This is a genomic window from Parapedobacter deserti (assembly GCF_042646065.1).
GTDB classification, from domain to species: Bacteria; Bacteroidota; Bacteroidia; order Sphingobacteriales; family Sphingobacteriaceae; genus Parapedobacter; species Parapedobacter deserti.
The window spans coordinates 725,696-744,392 of record NZ_JBHRTA010000038.1; the positions used below are offsets into that span (position 1 = coordinate 725,696).

Consider the following 18,697-nt stretch of genomic DNA (forward strand, 5'->3'; position numbering starts at 1 on the left):
TGTTGTGGATAAGCACGGCAAGGGCCGTGCATTCAGTAAACAATTAAAAAGAAAATTTATGATGACGATGAGTAGAACGTTACTTGTGACGTTGCTATGGTGTGTAGGATTATCCATAGCAATGGCCCAAACCCGTACCATAACCGGAACGGTGAGGGATGCAGTGGATCAGTCGCCAATCAGTGGGGCTACTATCCGGGTGTTGAGTAGTCAGCAGACGACCTCGTCTGGGGCGGATGGCACCTTTTCCATTGCGGTAAACTCAGGGGCAGATTCCCTGCAGGTCTATTTCCTTGGGTATGAGGATGCGCGGGTTGCGGTTGGGGCCGGCCAAAATACCGTATCAATCCTGCTAACTTCGTCCGCCGAAGCGTTGGACGAGGTAGTGGTAACGGGGTTCGGTATGCAACAGAGGAAGGAGTCATTGACTAGCGCAATTTCCACTATCGGAGCTGATGATATCAGCCGTTCGGTGGCGCCGAACACCTCGGGTGCATTAGTCGGAAAGATTGCGGGGTTGAACTCGCGGCAGACAGACGGCCGGCCCGGAGCGGGGACCGCACTCCAAATCCGGAACATGGGTGCGCCCCTATATGTGATTGATGGGGTACAGATGGATGCTGGACAGTTCAATAATATTGACTTCAACGACATTGAAACGATCTCTGTATTGAAAGATGCATCGGCGTCTATTTATGGCGTGCGGGCGGCAAACGGCGTAATTGTAGTTACTACGAAGCGTGGTAAACTCAATACCGCCAATACCGTAAGTGTGACGGCTAACTATGGATTGCAGGAAATATCTGCTTTCCCCAAGCCAGCCGACGCGTTGACATATATCGAAAACTATATTCAGTCTGAAACGGTACAGGGCGCCAGCAATTACCGGTTTACCCCCGAGGATCTGGATAAGTGGCGTCAGGGGACGGAGCGAGGTTATGTACCGTTTGATTGGTACGACTATATCTGGGATACCGCGCCCCAGCAATACATCAATGCCAACGTTTCGGGGGGGTCGGATAAGATAAACTACTATTTCAGCTTGGGTCACCTGAACCAAGATGCGGCGATCGTCAATTACGGTGGTTTTAAACGTACGAACGTGCAGATGAATCTCACATCGCAGATATCTGAAAGGCTTAAGGTCGGAGCGAGTTTCAATGCACGGCATGAGCAGACAAGAAATCCGGGGGTTCCTGGCGGAGATGACCTGTGGTTGCCCCGTTTTGCAACGTACCGCAACTTGCCGACGGTCCGGCCTTTTGCCAACGACAACCCCAATTACCCAACCTTGACATCCAATGACCCAGGTACAAATTTCGGTTGGCTGACCTACGATTTGGCAGGTAAATTCCAAGATACTTGGCGCGTAGGCCAACTTAATTTCGATGCGGAGTACAATATTGTGGATGGGTTAACCGCCAAGGCATTGGTAGGATACTACTATGCGGCCCAACGTTTGGATAACCACGAGTATACCTACAAATTGTACGGGTATGATGAGGCGACCGATACTTACCCGGTAATTTTCGAGAACAACAACCCGTGGCGGGAACGGCGGACAGGGCATGTGGAACGCATGAACTCGAACGTGCAGCTTAATTATAACAAAACGTTTGGGAATCACCGTGTATCGGCTATTGCCGGCATGGAAACGATGCTGATCAATGAACCGACCACCTGGGTGCATTCCATTCCGGCTTCCAATAATTTGGGTCTGATCGATTTCGAAGATATGGATACCTATAACGATGATGGAGATCGCCCCCAGGCGCGTTTAGGTTATATTTTTAAGGCGAACTATGATTACGCCAATAAATATTTGGTGGAATTTACCGGAAGGTATGATGGTTCATGGAAATTTCCACCGGCTGATCGCTGGGGCTTCTTTCCTGGTGGATCTGTCGGATGGCGGATATCCGAAGAGCGTTTCTGGAAAGACGGTAAGCTCGGCAGCATAGCAAATGACTTCAAAGTACGGGCATCGTATGGGCTTGTCGGAGATGATGACTTAGGAGATATTTACTCAGCTTTTGACTACCTTGGTGGATATAACTATAAGCAAGGTGGATCGGTCATTGATGGTAGGTATGTATTGGGAACACAGCCCCGGGGGCTGCCCGTGCGGACCCTATCTTGGTTGCGTGCGCAAATGCTTGACATCGGGCTGGATGCTGCTTTCCTCAATAACCGGTTAACCGTTACCCTCGATTACTTCCGCAGGGAACGCACAGGATTGCCAGCCGCGCGGTACGACGTGCTAATTCCCGGCGAGGTAGGTTTCGGGCTGCCGCAAGAAAACCTGAATTCTGATCTGCGCCGCGGTTATGACGGGATGGTGCGCTGGACGGACCGCATCGCGGAGTTCAGTTATTCCGTAGCAGGCAATATCACCTATTCCCGGTTTTACGATTGGGACAGGTACCGTCCAAGGTTTAGTAACTCCTGGGATGAATACCGCAATTCCCTAGTGCGCCGCTTCGGTCACTTGAACTGGGGGCTCGAATCCGAGGGTCAATTCCAGAGCTGGGAAGAGATTGCGGCATGGCCGATCGACAACGACAGGCAAGGCAACCGCACCTTGCGTCCGGGCGATGTGAAGTACGTCGATCAAAACGGCGACGGCGTCATTAACCATTTGGATGAGCGGCCTATTGGTTATCGCCAAAATGAAACCCCTATTTTAAATTATGGGCTAAACTTTGTGTTCGGTTATAAAGGGTTTGACCTGGCGTTCGACCTGACCGGCGGCGGGCTGTTTACGTTTTATCAGGAATGGGAACAACGCAATCCGTTTCACGACGGTGGTAATAATCCGCAATACCTGATGGAGAACAGTTGGCGCCTTGCCGACATCTGGGATGCCAACAGCGAATTGATTCCCGGTAAGTTTCCGATGATGCTCATCGGCAATAGTCCGCATAGTAATTATTGGAACAGTTCATTCTGGAAGCACAATGTTCGGTATCTCAAGCTGCGGAATCTTGAATTCGGATATTCGCTTCCTGCGCGGATTCTCGACCCCATATCGTTAAAAGGGGTGCGCGTCTATTTTTCAGGCCAGAACTTATTTACCCTCACCAATATTGTGGGCGTGGATCCGGAGGGAGACGCTACCAACGGGTTGGGGTATCCAACCATGACCATCTACAATTTTGGTGTTAACCTGAGACTTTAGTGATTAAGGCATAGTGAAAACAAAAAGTAACATGAAACAGTCAAGTATATCAATATTCAAAGCATCGCTGCTGGCGTTCTTGATGACGGCATTCACCGGTTGCTCGGACTTCCTCGACCGCGAACCCGACCGCATTGTCGACGACGAACAGGTATTCAGCGATCCAGCGCTGATTCAATCGGTCCTAGCCAATTTTTACGGGCGATTATTCGTGGTGCCGAACACTAACCCCGCCATAACATGGGGGCAGCACATAAATAATTCGTATCAGTACACCATATTGGACGAAGCAGGTAAGTCCGACGGTGGCCCGGACAATATGCAAACGTTTAGTGACACTCAGTGGCGCGTTTATAACTACGAGCTGATCCGGAACATCAACCAATTCCTGCAAGGGCTGCGCGGAAGTGATGCTTTGGGTGAAACGGAAAGGCAGACCTACGAGGGAGAAGCGCGCTTCATCCGGGCATGGACGTATTTCAACATGTGCCGCGGCATGGGCGGTATGCCCATTGTAGGCGACGAAGTGTTCGATTACCAAGTGGGTATGGACGTTACGGCGCTGCAGTACCCCCGGTCTACCGAGGCCGGTCTGTACGATTACATCATCGATGAATGCGACGCCATAGCCGGGTTACTTCCGGACGCACCCACCATCAATGCGGCGCGGGCCAATAAATGGGCTGCACTGCTGTTGAAAGCCCGTGCAGCAGTTTATGCGGGATCGCTGGCGAATTATAACAATAAAATGCCCAGCCCCATCCGGACTGCCGGCGGGGAAGTGGGCATCCCGGCCGAACTGGCAAACGGCTACTATGAAACAGCGCTGGCCACAGCGCAGGAAATCATCAGCAACAGCCCTTACCGGCTGAACATGACGCAACCGGATAACCTGGAACGGAATTTCTATGAAGCGTTGAGTTCCAAAGTTAATAATAACGAAGTCATCTGGGCCCGTGACCATATTTATCCAGGCGCCGGTCAGCAAACCGGCTTCACGCGGGAAAATATTCCGGGCTCCCATGCGGAGGATATTGATCGGGCGTATGCTGGTCCCCTTCTTAACTTGGTTGAAGATTTTGAATACACGGATGACCGCGACGGAACCATCCGCACCCAGGACGGGTCGGGCAATTATATTTTCTACGACAACCCCCAAGATGCCTTCGCGAACAAGGATGCCCGTTTGGGTGGGTCGGTGATGGTCCCCGGTTCGTCGTTCAAAGGAGAAGTGGTGGAGCTCCAAGCCGGCCAGAAAATCTGGAATAATGGTTCTTGGCAGACCCGCACTGGCCAACCCGGCGATCGCGATGGGAATGGCCGCTTGATTACGTCTGCAAACGGGCCCAATACATCCAACGAGCAGTTCATCAATAAAACCGGATTCTTCTTCCGGAAGTTTATGGACGAGGCTCAGGGAGCATCTACGCGGGGACGTAACAGTGAAATGTGGTTTCCCCGTCTCCGTTATGCTGAGGCGCTGATGATCGGTGCAGAAGCCGCCTTCGAACTGGGGCAGCAATCTGCCGCCGTCGAATGCATCAACCAGATACGTGAGCGTGCAGGAATACAACCGTTGACCGCCGTGACACTGGATGATATCATTCAAGAACGGCGTGTAGAATTTGCCTTTGAAGACCACCGCTATTGGGATTTGAAGCGTTGGCGGCGGGCACATATCGTTTGGAATGGCGTGCAAAATAGCCCTACGGCTACACAGTATGCGTTGTTCCCCTACCTTGTGGTAGCACCGGGAACACCGAACGACGGCAAATATGTGTTTGACAAGCGGACATTTAGTAATGCGCTGCATCCGCGGTTTTTCCAGTTGCGGCATTACTATAATTTTATTGATTTGGGATGGCGCAACGCTAACCCCAAGATAGTGTTGAATCCGTTCCAATAGACAGAAATGAAGATGAGCAGAGTTTTGAATTTGGTGCTGCTTGCGGGCGTATTGGTCGTGAGCAGCTGTGGGCTTGATAACTATGATGCCCCTGAGTCGAAGTTATACGGAAGGGTTACCTACAATGGTGAGCCTGTTGGTGTGCGAGGAACCGGAGAAGCTGTACAGTTACAGCTTTACCAAGATGGATATGAGCTAAGGGATCCGATACCGGTGTATGTTGCCCAAGATGGGTCGTTTGAAGCGACTTTGTTCAATGGGGAGTATAAACTGGTGACACGGGACAATAACGGGCCTTGGGTGAATAACCGCGACACGACGGTAGTGAACTTGAACGGAACGGCGAATGTGAATATTGAAGTCACCCCGTACTTCACGCTATCTGATGTATCGTTGTCGCTTAGCGGCAGTCAGGTCAACGCGTCGTTCCGGATCAATCAGATCGTGGATGATGCAGCTATCGACCGTGTCATGTTACTGGTTAGCGCCACGTCATTTGTGGACGACGTAGTGTATATTTCGCGTTTAGACCTCAACGATGTGGAAACAGGCGTTAATCTTACTGGAAGCCTTGATTTATCGGGTAACAGCAATTTCGAGGCGGGACGGCCATTGGTGGCCCGCATAGGGGTGCATCCCGCAGGAAAAGACCAGGCGATTTATTCGCAGGTGGTGAGATTACGATAAGCAACAGTGTTGTGTCATTAACCGTCATCCTTCGCAAACGATGGGTGACGGTTATTTGCTTTTAATGTAAGCCGCGAGTGAACATGACCCATTGTTAGGCGACATGTATTGCTCTTTCTGATCGTTAAGCAGCCGCAACTAAAAGGTTCGGGGCTATGGCCGAAGATGTCAAGGTGTTTCTTGGGCTGGAACCTTAATCGTCAAAGTTTTTGATGTTATACTGAATTTCGTAATTTTGCTTAGGCAAGCATCCTCCCCGGATAACGATACTTACAACCGCTGCTGGAAAAGCCAAAGTCCGTTCTTACTCCGTTAAAGTCCGTTGAACCCCGTTCCAACTCCGTTGCATCTATTGCATCCCTACACTGTATCTTTACTACCCCTATATGAGACCCACGCCATATCGCACCCATTCATGCCACTCGTATGTATGATGAGGAAGGCTAAAGACATTCGGATATGAAGTGCTTATGGTGTGTATAAGGCCCGAATAAGATAAGCTTATCCGTACTGCACTGCACGGCGATGCTATTCCGCGCTGACCTAGCCAAGAAGAAGAAATATCGGTAATCTAGTCTTTTGTTATACCCCTTGAGTCCCATTACCATATGTCCCACATGTATTATACTTGGTTAAAAAGTCCGAAAAGGTGATTTATCCAAGATATGTCAGAACCTTACCCAAGGAATACACAGCCCCCTAAAGGTGCATAATGGGTACGGATCAGGTGTGTACGCCGTGCGGAATACACGGATGGAAGGGGAGATGGCTTCGGGACTTGGTACTAGCTCAGAGCGAGCTCCTATTGGACTCGTATTAGTCCGACCAAACCAAGGTACGACTGAGTCCAAACCAAGACCAGACCAAGACCAGAAGGAGCTCCGAAGCCATACCGAAAAAAGTCCCAGAAAAGGGGATCGCAAACGGCATGGTAGCGGGTGGGCAACCATCCAGAACTGGTTCGACCATGGCAGACCTTCTTCTACCAACTTTACAATCTCTTTGATCAACCGCCTATCAAAAGCTTGCCTTTTGTTCTCTCGTTTTACAAACGTTTCTTTCTTTTCCATACACTGTTTTTAGTGTATAGCTTTTTTAGGAAGTGACACAAGGGCTCCAGCGCGTGGCGGGCTGGGTATCGCCGTTAATCTGGGGGAGGCGCCCCTTGTTGCTGCTGGGTGTATGCGGCCAGCTCGAACTGACACTATTGGATGACAGCGTAGCGGTGGTATCCGTTGACTATGCACGTCAAATCGAACATTGGGTACTCGGTAGGATCAGCATCGAGTGGGAAGCAACGGGGTTACGGCAGGTGTAGCAAAGCCATGATTTGTCATATTTTTAATTGATTCGATCGACTTAAAGATATAATTTGATTACAAAAAGATAATATATCGTGGTTTTAGGGAAACGTTTTGGGCTACTTTTGTGTTGCGGACGATTATAACCATAAAGTATTAGCATGTTACCTCGCTTCTTTCCTACCAAGTAAGTGTTTGCAATTATCGAACTATTATGAAACGCATTGTCAAAAGTATACTTTTAGTCGGATTAGTACTGCAGGCTTTCGTCACACGGAGCCAGGAACAACCCAACATCATTGTTATCCTCACCGATGACATGGGATTTAGCGATATCGGAGCGTTCGGCGGAAGCTTCGTGCCGACTCCGCAATTAGACAAGTTTGCGGAAGAAGGTACCCGGTTTACCCAGTACTACACCGCTTCTCCGATTTGCAGTCCTTCCCGCGCGAGTATCCTTACGGGTATGTTTCCGGCCGAATGGAATTTTACAACCTTTCTCAATAATAGGCGGAGCAACGAATTGGCTGAACAAGCCAACTACCTCAATGTTCATGCACCCTCCATCGCCGAGGTGCTGAAAGATGCGGGCTACGCAACGGGCCATTTCGGTAAGTGGCATATGGGTGGCGGCCGCGATATCAAAAATGCGCCTAAGTTTGAAAAATACGGGTTTGACGAGCATGCCAGTACCTATGAAAGTCCTGACCCAGATCCGGCGTTAACGGCTACCGACTGGATATGGTCTGACGTGGATAGCATAAAACGGTGGGACAGGACGGCTTATTTTGTGGATAAGACGCTGGATTTTTTGCGGCGGCATCGGGGTACGCCGTGTTTTGTGAACCTATGGCCTGACGATATGCATGATCCATGGGTGCCCGAGGAGAACCAGCGGCAATCGGGCCAGTTTCCGATGAACCCCAAGGAAGAGGCCGCTTTCAAGCTGGTGCTGGCCGAGTTTGATAAGCAGATGGGCAGGCTCTTCGACGGGCTGAGCGAACTGGGTATCGCTGAAAATACATTGGTGATCTTTACCAGTGACAACGGCGCACTGCCGAGCTTCAGAGGCAGCCGCAACGGCGGACTTCGCGGCACGAAGCTTTCGCTCTACGAAGGCGGCATACGTATGCCGTTCATCGTCCGGTGGCCGGGCCATGTGCCCGCCGGCGTCAAGGACAGTGTCTCGGTACTGAATTCGACCGATCTGTTCCCTACGCTGGCCAGCATCGCATCGGCCGATCTGCCCGCCAATTATAAAGGTAACGGCGAAGACCGGACGTCCGTATGGCTGGGGACGCCCGCTCCGCGCACCAAGGATATGTACTGGGAATACGGCAGGAATGATTATGCGTTTAACTATCCGCCGGGCAGAGACCGGAGTCCCAACTTGGCCATCCGGTCCGGGAAATGGAAACTGCTCATCGATTACCGCAAGAACAATCCCGAACTGTATAACATGGAACAGGATCGCTTTGAAACGACCAATTTAGCCAATGCGCACCCGGATATTGTCAAAGCGCTGCGGGCGAACCTGACCACGTGGCGGATGTATCTGCCAGAGTTGACCTCCGGCCGCGCTAATCCGCCGGTCGATTGATATACATTGACTTCACAGAATAGGTTTTCATTCGCGGCTCGTTCAGATCTGCGCGTGCGCCTATGCACCTGCTGCCAGACCGCTACCGGACTGCTACCGGACTGCTGCGCTTGGCTTGGCGGTCTGCCTGCTGTGAGCCAGGTGTCAGCTGGGTGTTTGCAGCACCCTTACAGCAAGGCGACCGCAGCCAGACAGCCAGCTGACCCGTCCGAGATGCGGTGCCTTCGGGCAGTAGGTTCATGCTTTCCGTCTCTGCCAACGTGAGACAAAATCGATACTTTTTGACTGAAATTCCTAAGCCTTATTCAATTACTTTGTATTTAAGGTAAACCAAGTATTAAATCATTAAGTAGACCAAATACTAACTAATTATGATGAAACTTTTAATCAGGTTTTGTTTGCCGGTAATCATGCTGTCCTGTTGCGTTGCGTACGGCGGTACCGCAAGGTCAGCTGACCTGCACCGGGGCAGGCTGTTCCAAGATAGCCTGGTGACAGGCGTCGTTTCCTCGATAGCGGGGCAGCCAATCAGTGGAGTAACCATTTTGGTCAAGGACTGGGGGCGGTCGGTTTCTACCGATGCGGAAGGCAAGTATACGATCCGCGCCAGTGGGGCCGATGTGTTACGCTTCTCGTCGGTGGGTTATGAGACGCTGGAAATACCGGTCAGCAACCGAACGGTGGTAGACGTACAGCTTAGCGCCGTTTCGCAATCGCTGGAAGAAGTAGTGGTGGTCGGCTATGGTGAACAGCGCCGGGCAAACTTGACGGGTGCCGTGTCTACCGTTGGCTCGGATGAACTGACCCAAAGTCCGGTACCTACGGTTTCCCAGGCGATGGTCGGTAAAATTGCGGGCGTCACCTCGCGTGCGCCGGACGGACGGCCCGGCGCGGAAGCCCGGATACAGATCCGCAACATGGGCACACCGCTATATGTGATTGACGGCGTCCCTTCTGGTGCCCAGCAATTCAACAATTTGAACCCCGAAGATATTGAGAGCCTGTCGATATTGAAGGACGCTGCCGCGGCGGTATATGGCTTGCGGGCGTCAAACGGCGTGGTGCTGGTGACGACAAAAAAGGGCGGCCTGAACCGCGAAAACCGGATTAACGTCAACAGCTATCACGGGTGGCAGAGCTTATTCAGGTTTCCTACCCCGGCCGGTGCGGCCGACTTTGTGCGGGCCAATGCCGAAGCGGATATGAACGAATATGGGAGGTCAAACTGGACGCGCGAAGAGGTTGAAAAATGGCAGCGCGGGGAACCCGGATACGAGGGGTTCGACTGGTCGACCTACCGGAAAAGCAACGCGCCGCAGTACTATGTCAACCTGAATACTTCGGGCGGCGGCGAGAAGACGACCTACCACCTTTCAGTAGCTCGGTTTAGTCAGGACGCTATTTTTGATGGTTATAATTTCAACCGGATGAACCTGCAGACCAATGTGGAAACGCGCATCGGCAAGCGGCTGAAAGCGGGCGTCCGCATAAACGGAAAGGTGGAAGTAAGGGACTTGCTGGGGCTTCCGGGAGAGGATGATTATTTCCAGGCATTGCTGGGGCAGTTCAGGAATCTTCCCACCGAAGGCCCTTATGCCAATGGAAACCCGCGCTATCCGGCTACGAACAATAACTTCGCGAGTAATTATGCGACGTTTCCATACTCCGGCTATACCAAAACGGAGCGCCGGACGTTGCAGACCAGCTTTGACGTCGAGTATGATTTTCCCATAGAAGGACTCACCGCTACCGGGATGTACGCGTTTTTCTATAATAATTTATTCGAAAACATCTTTGAAAAAACGTTCGATACCTATACCTACAATACGCTAACTGAGGAATACGAGGTTACCGGCGGGCAGCAAAACCCCTTTCGGTCACGGAGCAACGGATACATCACCGACAATGTGTACCGGGTGCAGTTAAACTACAAACGTACCTTCGGGAAACACGATATCAGCGCGCTGGCTGCGATGGAAGCCCAGGAGCGCCTGGATAACCTGTTTTTTATCCGCTCGCAACCGGAAACGAACTACATTGATCTGATCAATAGTTTCAATGAATTGCGGGCGGTCAATGACCGAGTGCTTGAGGAGGCGCGTGCCGGATTCATCTTCCGTACCAATTATGGCTTCGATAACAGGTACCTGCTGGAGCTGGGCGGCCGCTATGACGGTTCGTGGCGGTTCCCTAAGGGCAACCGTTGGGGCTTTTTCCCGTTCGTGAGCGCCGGTTGGCGGATTTCCGAGGAAAAATTCATGCAAGGCGCCGGGATAACGAAGATCCTGACAGATTTAAAAGTCCGCGGTTCATACGGACAGACAGGAAGCGAGGATAATGGGGTGGGGCCGTTTGCATACCTGCCGGGTTACAACTGGAACGCGGGCAATGCTTACCTCGATAACCAATTGATCACCGGCATCGCATCGCGTGGCCTGCCCGTAACCACGCTGACGTGGGTGAAGAGCACGGTCATGAACGTCGGTATTGACTTTTCGCTGTGGCAAAGCAAATGGAACGGTAGCTTTGAAGTGTTCAGGCGCGACCTCACCGGTATTCCGGCTTCTCGCTACGACCTCTTGCTGCCCTTGGAAGTCGGCTTCGGCCTCCCGGCAGAAAACCTGAATGCCAACAAAATGCTGGGCATGGAAACGGCCTTGAGCTATTCCAATAATACAGGAAAGGTATCGTATAGCATCGGTGCCAATGCAACGCTGGCCAGGCTGAAAAACTGGTATTCGTATAAGCCGCGGTTTGGCAATTCGTGGGACGAATACCGCAACTCTTCCGAAAACCGCTGGGCGCGGATCAACTGGGGCTACGAGTACATCGGCCAGTTCCAATCGGAAGAGCAAATTGCCAACTACCCCGTAAACGTGGACGGGCAGAACAATACGACGCTGAACCCGGGAGACTTCATCTACAAGGATCAGAATAACGACGGGGTCATCGACGAATTGGATGTGCGGCCCAACGGATATGCTGAAGGTAACCTCCCGTACCTGAACTTCGGGCTGAATACCAGCGTGGCCTATAAGGGCTTTGACCTGGCCATGAATTTTACGGGAGCAGCCATGCAAAGCCGCGGAAGGGCTGCGGAAATCAAAAATCCGTTTCAGAACGACGCCAACTCTCCGGACTACCTGTTCAATGACCGGTGGCATCGGGAAGATATCTTCGACCCGACGAGCCCCTGGGTGCCCGGTACGTATCCGGCACTCAAGAAGTCGAACAACGAAAGTAACATGCGTGCGTCGTCTTTTTGGTTCATGAATACTGCTTACCTGCGGTTGCGCGATATCCAGCTGGGCTATAGCCTGCCCGGCACGATCCTTCGGCGCGCCGGCATTTCCAAGGTGCGGATTTATGCCAATGGTTTTAACGTATTTTCGATCGATAATACCCGCGATTTGGGGATTGACCCCGAAACACAGCTCAATACCGGCCTGGACTACCCGTCCGTACGTGTCTATAACGTGGGTGTAAACTTAACTTTTTAATAGCGATGCGCATATATAAGAATATTTTGAAAAGTATGGGAGCCGCAGTGCTGGTGATGCAACTCTTCGGCTGTGAAAAGTGGCTGGACCGGAATCCAACAGATATCCTGCTGGATGAACAGGTATGGGGAGATCCCAGGATGGCACGTGCCTCGTTGGCCAACCTGTACGATCGGCTGCAACCTACGGGCGGTCTGCAGGGCGGTCTGTTGTCGCCCACGGATGTGGATGAAGCGATGTGGTCCGGCGGGCTCGGCGCCAATAATGGACGGAATACACGGGTACAATATGCTTATGATACAAAACGGTGGTGGGATTATGGCCTGATCCGGGACATTAACTTATTTATCGAAAACATTGAGGCGTCTACGGTGATGGATGCGGGCGATAAGCAGCAGTTGCTGGCCGAAGGGCGCTTTATCCGGGCATATGTTTATTTTCTTCATGTCCGGACAATGGGTGGGGTTCCGCTGATTTTTAAGACGTATCAATATGACGGGCCCGACGGCGTGCCAAACATGCGCGAGCCCCGGGCTACAGAGGCGGCTATATACGATTTTATTGCAGCTGAGCTGGACGAAATCAGATCCCAGCTGCCCCAGACCGAAGGTAGCAGAACCCGGGCAAATCGGTGGACGGTGCTGGCACTGAAATCACAGGCCATGTTGTATGCCGCATCCATTGCCAAGTACAATAGTTTGATGACCGACCCTATCCGGACGGCCAACGGCGAAGTGGGCATCCCGGGCGAGCGTGCACAGGGCTACTATGAGCAGTCGCTGGCCGCATCGCAGGAAATCCTTACCGAAGGGCCTTTTGCACTGTACGAGGAAAACCCGGATAAGGCGCAGAATTTTTATGAGCTGTTTACCAGCAAAACCAACAACCGCGAAGTTATCTGGGCGTTCGACTATACGCTTGAGGGCAAATACCATAATTTCACGGTCGAGAACATTCCGCGTTCGCTGCGGGAAAGCGCGAGCGGTGGGGCAGGTGTAACGCCGTCGCTAAACCTGGTCGAAGCGTTTGACTACCTCGATGGCCGTCCGGGAACATTGGCCACACGTACACCGGATAATTCGGATTATATCTACTATGATCAGCCGGAAGCGATCTTTAAAGGAAAGGATTTCCGGATGGCAGGCAGCATCATTACCCCCGGATCGACATTCCGCGGCCAACGCATCGATATACAGGCCGGCGTGATGGAATGGAACGAAGCGACCAACCAGTATGTTATCCGGACCAATAATAATTTGGGCAGTACTTTTTCTGACGGTGGGCTGTTGGTGGGGCCTGACGGTCCTTTGCCCAATGCAGCAAACGTCACCAATTCGGGCTTTTATATCCGGAAATACCTCGACTCCAGGGTGGGGTCAGGACAGATGGGGCAGGGCAGTGATGTCTGGTGGATCCGCTTCCGGCTTGGGGAGATTTTCCTGAATGCCGCGGAGGCCGCATTTGAGCTTGGAGACGAACCGCAGGCCCTCACGTATATCAACCGGCTAAGGGAGCGGGCAGGGTTTGAGCCGAATAGCTTGCAGGAGCTCACCATCGAGAAGGTCAGGGAGGAATTCCGGGTGGAACTCGCCTTTGAAGAACACCGCTGGTGGGACCTGAAACGCTGGCGCCTTGCCCACGAGGTATTCGACGGCAACCGCCAATCTCCGAATACGCTTGTCCATGCGCTGTGGCCTTACCGCGTAGTACGGCCCGGCGATCCTGACAAGCATAATAAGTACATCTTCGAAAAACGCGTGGCGCCGCGGTTTACGCAACCGCGTTTTTTCAGACTGGGAAATTATTATTCATCCATTGCCGACAATGCGCTGAACGGAAACCCGTTGCTTGTTCGCAATCCATTTCATTAATCTAATACGAAGATGAGTCGACAAATTTTATATCGCTTACTGCTGTTTTCCGTTGTGCTTTTTGGGGGGTGTGAACTGGATAATTATAATCCGCCAGCATCTCCGTTGACCGGCAGGCTGGTTTTTGACGGTCAGCCGGTTGGAATCCGCCAGGGTATCAATGTGTTGCAACTTTTTCAGCCCGGCTATGAAAACACGAACCCGATCCCGGTGCGGGTTATGCAGGACGGGAGTTTTTCCTCCATGTTGTTTGATGGTTCCTATCGGCTGGTGCGGATCGCTGGCAACGGCCCGTGGGATCATCGTCCGGATACCATCTTGGTAGATGTGCGCGGTGCGACAACGGTCGATGTGCCGGTCACCCCTTATTTTTCCGTTTCCGACGCCGAATTTACGGTAGCCAACGGGGTGCTGACTGCAAGTTGCCAAGTGATCAACAATGTCGCCGGGCGGCAACTCGAATCGGTCGTATTGCTGGTGGGCAAAAGAACGCTGGTGGATCATATTTACCGCCTAACTCCGGCCGATCCGGGAAGCAACAAGCCGGGAGCGCAGGTGGATTTAGCAGATCGGGTTGTCCTGACCCAGTCGCTTGAAGGCGAACCGTTTGCCTCAGAGCCGCACCTCTTTGCCCGCATCGGCGTTAAGGCGGTTGGCCATCCTGAGTACATCTATTCGCCGGTGTGGAAAGTTGTTCGCTAATCAGTATATTTGGAAATGCCTAAGTATGTGCTCCCTTTGTTGCTGCTGGTCTTTTTTGCCTTAGCGCTTAACGGACAGCCACATTACTTCAGGCATTTTCAGGCCGATCAGGGACTATCGCACAACTCGGTAAACTGTATCATCCAGGACCGCATGGGGTTTATCTGGATCGGTACAAAAGGGGGATTGGACCGATTCGACGGCAATGATTTCAAAAACATCGTCTTGGACCCGCAAAAAGCGGGTGCAAATAACGTAACCAGCCTGCATGAAGATCACGAAGGCAGGATATGGGTAGGGACGGCATCGGGGTTGTACCGTTTCGACCCTGATGCCGAACGCTGCGAGCAGATACCGCAGGTCCCCGGTTTGCGGATTGGCGACATACGGGAAGACCCGGCAAAGCGGGTTTGGTTTATCGCCGGGGGGCACCTGTACCAGTACGACCGGCGGACTTCGCATGTCATCGGGCTAAACGTACGGGGTTCAGCCATCGAAATTGACGAAGACGGTGGTATCTGGATAGGAGGGCCGCAGGGCGTGGTGAAAAAGGTAGATGCCAGCACCAACCAAGCGGTTCCGTTTGTGCAAATAGGGGCACCTGTGGCGAGCCGTGGATTGGTTACGTGCATGGCATCTGCTGCCCAGTCTTTGATCGTGGGCACGACAAAGGGGCTTCACCGGTTCGATCGAAATACGGGCGCGTGGCACCCGTTGTTGACGACCAATAGCCAGGGCGCCGATCTGTTCGTGCGGGATATCAAGGCGATGGACGGCGAACGGAAATGCTACATCGCCACCGAGTCGGGGCTTTTAATTTACGATTACGACAATGAGCGGTTTGAGTCCATTGAAAAGGTGAGAGGAGATCCGTATTCGCTGAACGACAACGCGGTTTATACGGTATGTGTAGACAACCGCGATGGGGTCTGGGTCGGTACCTTTTTCGGAGGCATCAATTACTATTCGCGCGAGAACAGCAGTTTCGAGAAGTACGGCCCAGTCGGCGCGAATACATCCATTTCAGGAAACGCTGTCCGCGAAATCTGCGGCGACGGCGACGGTAATATCTGGATCGGGACAGAGGATGCCGGCATCTCCAAGTTTAATCCACGGGCTGGTTCGTTCGAACACCTCGCTTTTGGCAATCCCGGCACCGGGTTTTCGTACCCCAACATCCACGGGCTGCTGGTGGATGAGGGATACCTGTATGCCGGCCCCTTTGTGCATGGCTTTGAGGTGATGAACCTCGGCACGGGAAAAGTTGTCAACCGTTACCCGGTCATCCATACGCGGGACAGCTTGTTTTCCAGCAATTTCGTGATGTCAATATATAAGACCGCGGGCAATCAGATCTTGGTCGGCACCATGGGGGCGGGGTTGCATCGATACGATCCGGTGTTAAAGACATTAGCCCAGGTGCCGGAAATTCCGGGAAACTCATACGTGTATGCGATTTTTGAAGATCATGCCGGAACCATTTGGACCGGAAGCCTTTCGTCCGGTGTTTTTTACTTCAACCCGAAGACAGGCGACCGGGGCAACGTCAACTTCAGTACCGATAGTGCCGATCGGCGGTTTTATATCGTCCAGGGCATCCACGAGGATCGTCATCATGCCTTGTGGTTTACCTCCGAAGGGGGTGGGCTGATCCGGTTGGACAGCAGCCGAACCCATTTCAGCCGGTATACCAAGGCTGATGGACTGCCTACGGACTACACCTACCGGATACTGGAAGACCGTGCCGGCCTATTTTGGATCAGTAGCCTGAAGGGGCTGATCTGCTTCGATCCGAAGACCGGAAGTGCCAGCGTATACACACAGGCCAACGGGCTGACTACCGATCAGTTTAACTATAATGCCGCTTATAAGGCACCGGATGGAAAGCTGTATTTCGGTACGGTAAAGGGAATGGTTGCTTTTACACCGGAAAACCTCGTGGCGAATAGGCAACCCCCGCCGTTGTATATCACCGGCCTGCAGGTCGGCGATACGAAGGTAACGCCCGGCGACAGCTTGTCCATATTGCATAAGTCTACACGCTTTACCGATTCGATCACGTTGCATTACAGTCATTCCAGTTTTGAAATAGCGTTTGCCGCATTGGATTTCGCTGCTCCGGCTGCCATCCGCTACCGCTACCGGATGGAGGGTTTCGACGACAAATGGACCTATTTATCCTCAAACCGGAAGGCCTATTATACGGGCCTGCCGGCGGGCACTTATCGTTTTATTGTGGCGGCGGAAAGCAATGTCGGGTATTGGGAAACCGAGCCGAAGGTGCTTGTCGTTACCGTGTTACCTCCCTTTTGGAAGAGTTGGCCTGCTTACATCGGCTATGCATTCGCTTTCCTGCTGCTTGTTGCCACCACAATATTTTATTACCACCGAAACATCAAGCGACGGAACGCGAGACGGCTCAAGCTCTTCGAACTGGAAATGGAGAAAGAGGTCTATCAGTCCAAAATCGAGTTTTTTACCAATATTGCCCATGAAATCCACACACCGCTGACCTTGATCAAAGGCCCCGTTGAGTGGGCGTATGACAAAGCTGAAGATGCCATTGCGGTAAAGCGGAATCTCAGGTTGGTCAAAAATTACACCGACCGGCTAATCACGCTGACCACCCAGCTGCTTGATTTCCGCAAAGCAGAAATCAACCAGTTTACGCTCAATTTTGTGCTCACGGACATCAGCCAGGTGATGAATGAGTTGATTTTGGACTTTAAGCCTGCCGCAGAAAAGCGCGATATCGCGCTAAGGATCTTCGAGCCGGCAACGCCGCTGACCGCGGCGGTTGATCCAGAAGCCTTCGTTAAGATCGTGGGTAATTTATTGTCCAATGCCATCAAATATGCCGATCGGTACGTCTCCATCGAGTGGGAAGAGGATGCCGGGGCACAGCGGTTTTCCGTGACGTTGGCTAACGATGGCAACCTCATCCCGCGGGGATATGAAGAGAAGATATTTGAACCGTTCTTCAGGATTCCCGCTCACAACGAAGTGCAGGGAACCGGTATCGGGCTCTCGTTGGCGCGTTCGCTCGCCGGCTTACACAACGGCACCCTGGATTTTATAGCCGATGAAACCGCCCTGAACGTCTTTGTATTGAAGCTGCCCGTGAGTCAGCAGGGTTCATTCCAGTTAAGTCAGCAGATAAAGGAAGTTAGCGATGAAGGAAACACTGCTCATAATCGATGATCAAGAAGATATACTGCATTTTCTTGACGAGATCTTGGCCGACCGGTACCGGGTGATCACCGCGCGGAATGCCGATGAGGCGTTGAAGGTACTGCAGGATGATGTGGTACAGCTGATTATCAGTGATGTGATGATGCCGGGAATGGATGGATTCGCACTTTGTGACTTACTGAAAAGAAATGTCGATTATTGCCATATCCCGATTATTCTCCTGACGGCAAAGAATTCATTCCGCTCCAAGATTGAGGGATTGGAGATCGGCGCCGACGCATACATCGGAAAGCCGTTTTCTCCGGAACTGCTGTTGGTGCAAGTGTCTAATCTGTTGAAAAACAGAGATAAAGTAAGGGAACATGCGGCGAATGCGCCATTTGATCACCTGCATTTGCAGATGCAGTCCAAATCGGACGAACAGTTTCTGGAGAAGCTGAATAGCTGCATTCATGAGCATATCCGCGACCCGAATCTCAGCGTCGACCTCCTTGCCGATTACATGGGAATGAGCAGGCCAACGTTTTACCGAAGGGTGAAAGCAGTTGCCAATCTTTCGCCAAAAGAATTGGTTGATCAGGTGCGGTTAAAGAAAGCGGCTGAACTCATTGCGGAAAACGATTTGAAGATATTTCAGGTAGCCAACAAAGTTGGGTATAGTTCGCAGACGGTGTTCGGCCAGAACTTCCACAAATATTTTAAGCGCACGCCGAAAGAATATATGGCGATGCTGAAAGCTAAACTCAGGAACTGATTACGA

11 protein-coding genes are annotated in these 18,697 nt (G+C 52.0%); 10 read left to right on the forward strand and 1 reads right to left on the reverse strand.

Annotated features, from left to right (window positions below):
* Positions 1-67 precede the first annotated feature (67 nt).
* The 5 genes from ACFOET_RS15700 (at position 68) to ACFOET_RS15720 (ending at position 8,672) form a co-directional block, all read left to right on the forward strand.
* A complete protein-coding gene (locus ACFOET_RS15700; RefSeq protein WP_379024361.1) occupies positions 68-3,178 on the forward strand; it encodes a SusC/RagA family TonB-linked outer membrane protein in 3,111 nt (1,036 codons plus the stop codon).
* A gap of 31 nt (positions 3,179-3,209) precedes the next feature.
* Positions 3,210-5,084, forward strand: coding sequence for a RagB/SusD family nutrient uptake outer membrane protein (locus ACFOET_RS15705; RefSeq protein WP_379024363.1), 1,875 nt, complete (start codon positions 3,210-3,212; stop codon positions 5,082-5,084).
* Between the two features lie 12 nt (positions 5,085-5,096).
* Positions 5,097-5,771: a DUF3823 domain-containing protein gene (locus ACFOET_RS15710; RefSeq protein WP_379024365.1), complete on the forward strand. Its 675-nt coding sequence runs from the start codon at positions 5,097-5,099 to the stop codon at positions 5,769-5,771.
* A 1,102-nt stretch (positions 5,772-6,873) separates the two neighbouring features.
* A complete protein-coding gene (locus ACFOET_RS15715) occupies positions 6,874-7,089 on the forward strand; it encodes a hypothetical protein (protein ID WP_379024367.1) in 216 nt (71 codons plus the stop codon).
* 197 nt (positions 7,090-7,286) lie between these two features.
* Entirely contained in the window at positions 7,287-8,672 is a 1,386-nt protein-coding gene (locus tag ACFOET_RS15720) for a sulfatase family protein (protein ID WP_379024369.1), read from the forward strand.
* Between the two features lie 82 nt (positions 8,673-8,754).
* Here the strand turns inward: ACFOET_RS15720 and ACFOET_RS15725 are convergent, their stop codons facing one another.
* A complete protein-coding gene (locus ACFOET_RS15725; RefSeq protein WP_379024371.1) occupies positions 8,755-8,913 on the reverse strand; it encodes a hypothetical protein in 159 nt (52 codons plus the stop codon).
* 130 nt (positions 8,914-9,043) lie between these two features.
* Between ACFOET_RS15725 and ACFOET_RS15730 the strand changes: the two genes are divergently transcribed.
* From ACFOET_RS15730 to ACFOET_RS15750, 5 genes are read left to right on the forward strand one after another with little or no spacing between them, the layout of a single operon-like run.
* Positions 9,044-12,172, forward strand: coding sequence for a SusC/RagA family TonB-linked outer membrane protein (locus ACFOET_RS15730; protein ID WP_379024373.1), 3,129 nt, complete (start codon positions 9,044-9,046; stop codon positions 12,170-12,172).
* A gap of 5 nt (positions 12,173-12,177) precedes the next feature.
* On the forward strand, positions 12,178-14,043 hold the full coding sequence (locus tag ACFOET_RS15735; RefSeq protein ID WP_379024375.1) for a RagB/SusD family nutrient uptake outer membrane protein: 1,866 nt from the start codon (positions 12,178-12,180) through the stop codon (positions 14,041-14,043).
* A gap of 12 nt (positions 14,044-14,055) precedes the next feature.
* On the forward strand, positions 14,056-14,745 hold the full coding sequence (locus ACFOET_RS15740) for a DUF3823 domain-containing protein (RefSeq protein WP_379024377.1): 690 nt from the start codon (positions 14,056-14,058) through the stop codon (positions 14,743-14,745).
* A 15-nt stretch (positions 14,746-14,760) separates the two neighbouring features.
* Positions 14,761-17,946: a ligand-binding sensor domain-containing protein gene (locus ACFOET_RS15745; RefSeq protein ID WP_379024379.1), complete on the forward strand. Its 3,186-nt coding sequence runs from the start codon at positions 14,761-14,763 to the stop codon at positions 17,944-17,946.
* Positions 17,918-18,691 (forward strand): response regulator, encoded by a 774-nt coding sequence (locus tag ACFOET_RS15750; RefSeq protein WP_379024381.1) that lies wholly within the window; start codon positions 17,918-17,920, stop codon positions 18,689-18,691. The genes ACFOET_RS15745 and ACFOET_RS15750 overlap by 29 nt, the downstream gene beginning before the upstream one ends.
* The last annotated feature ends 6 nt before the right edge of the window (positions 18,692-18,697 follow it).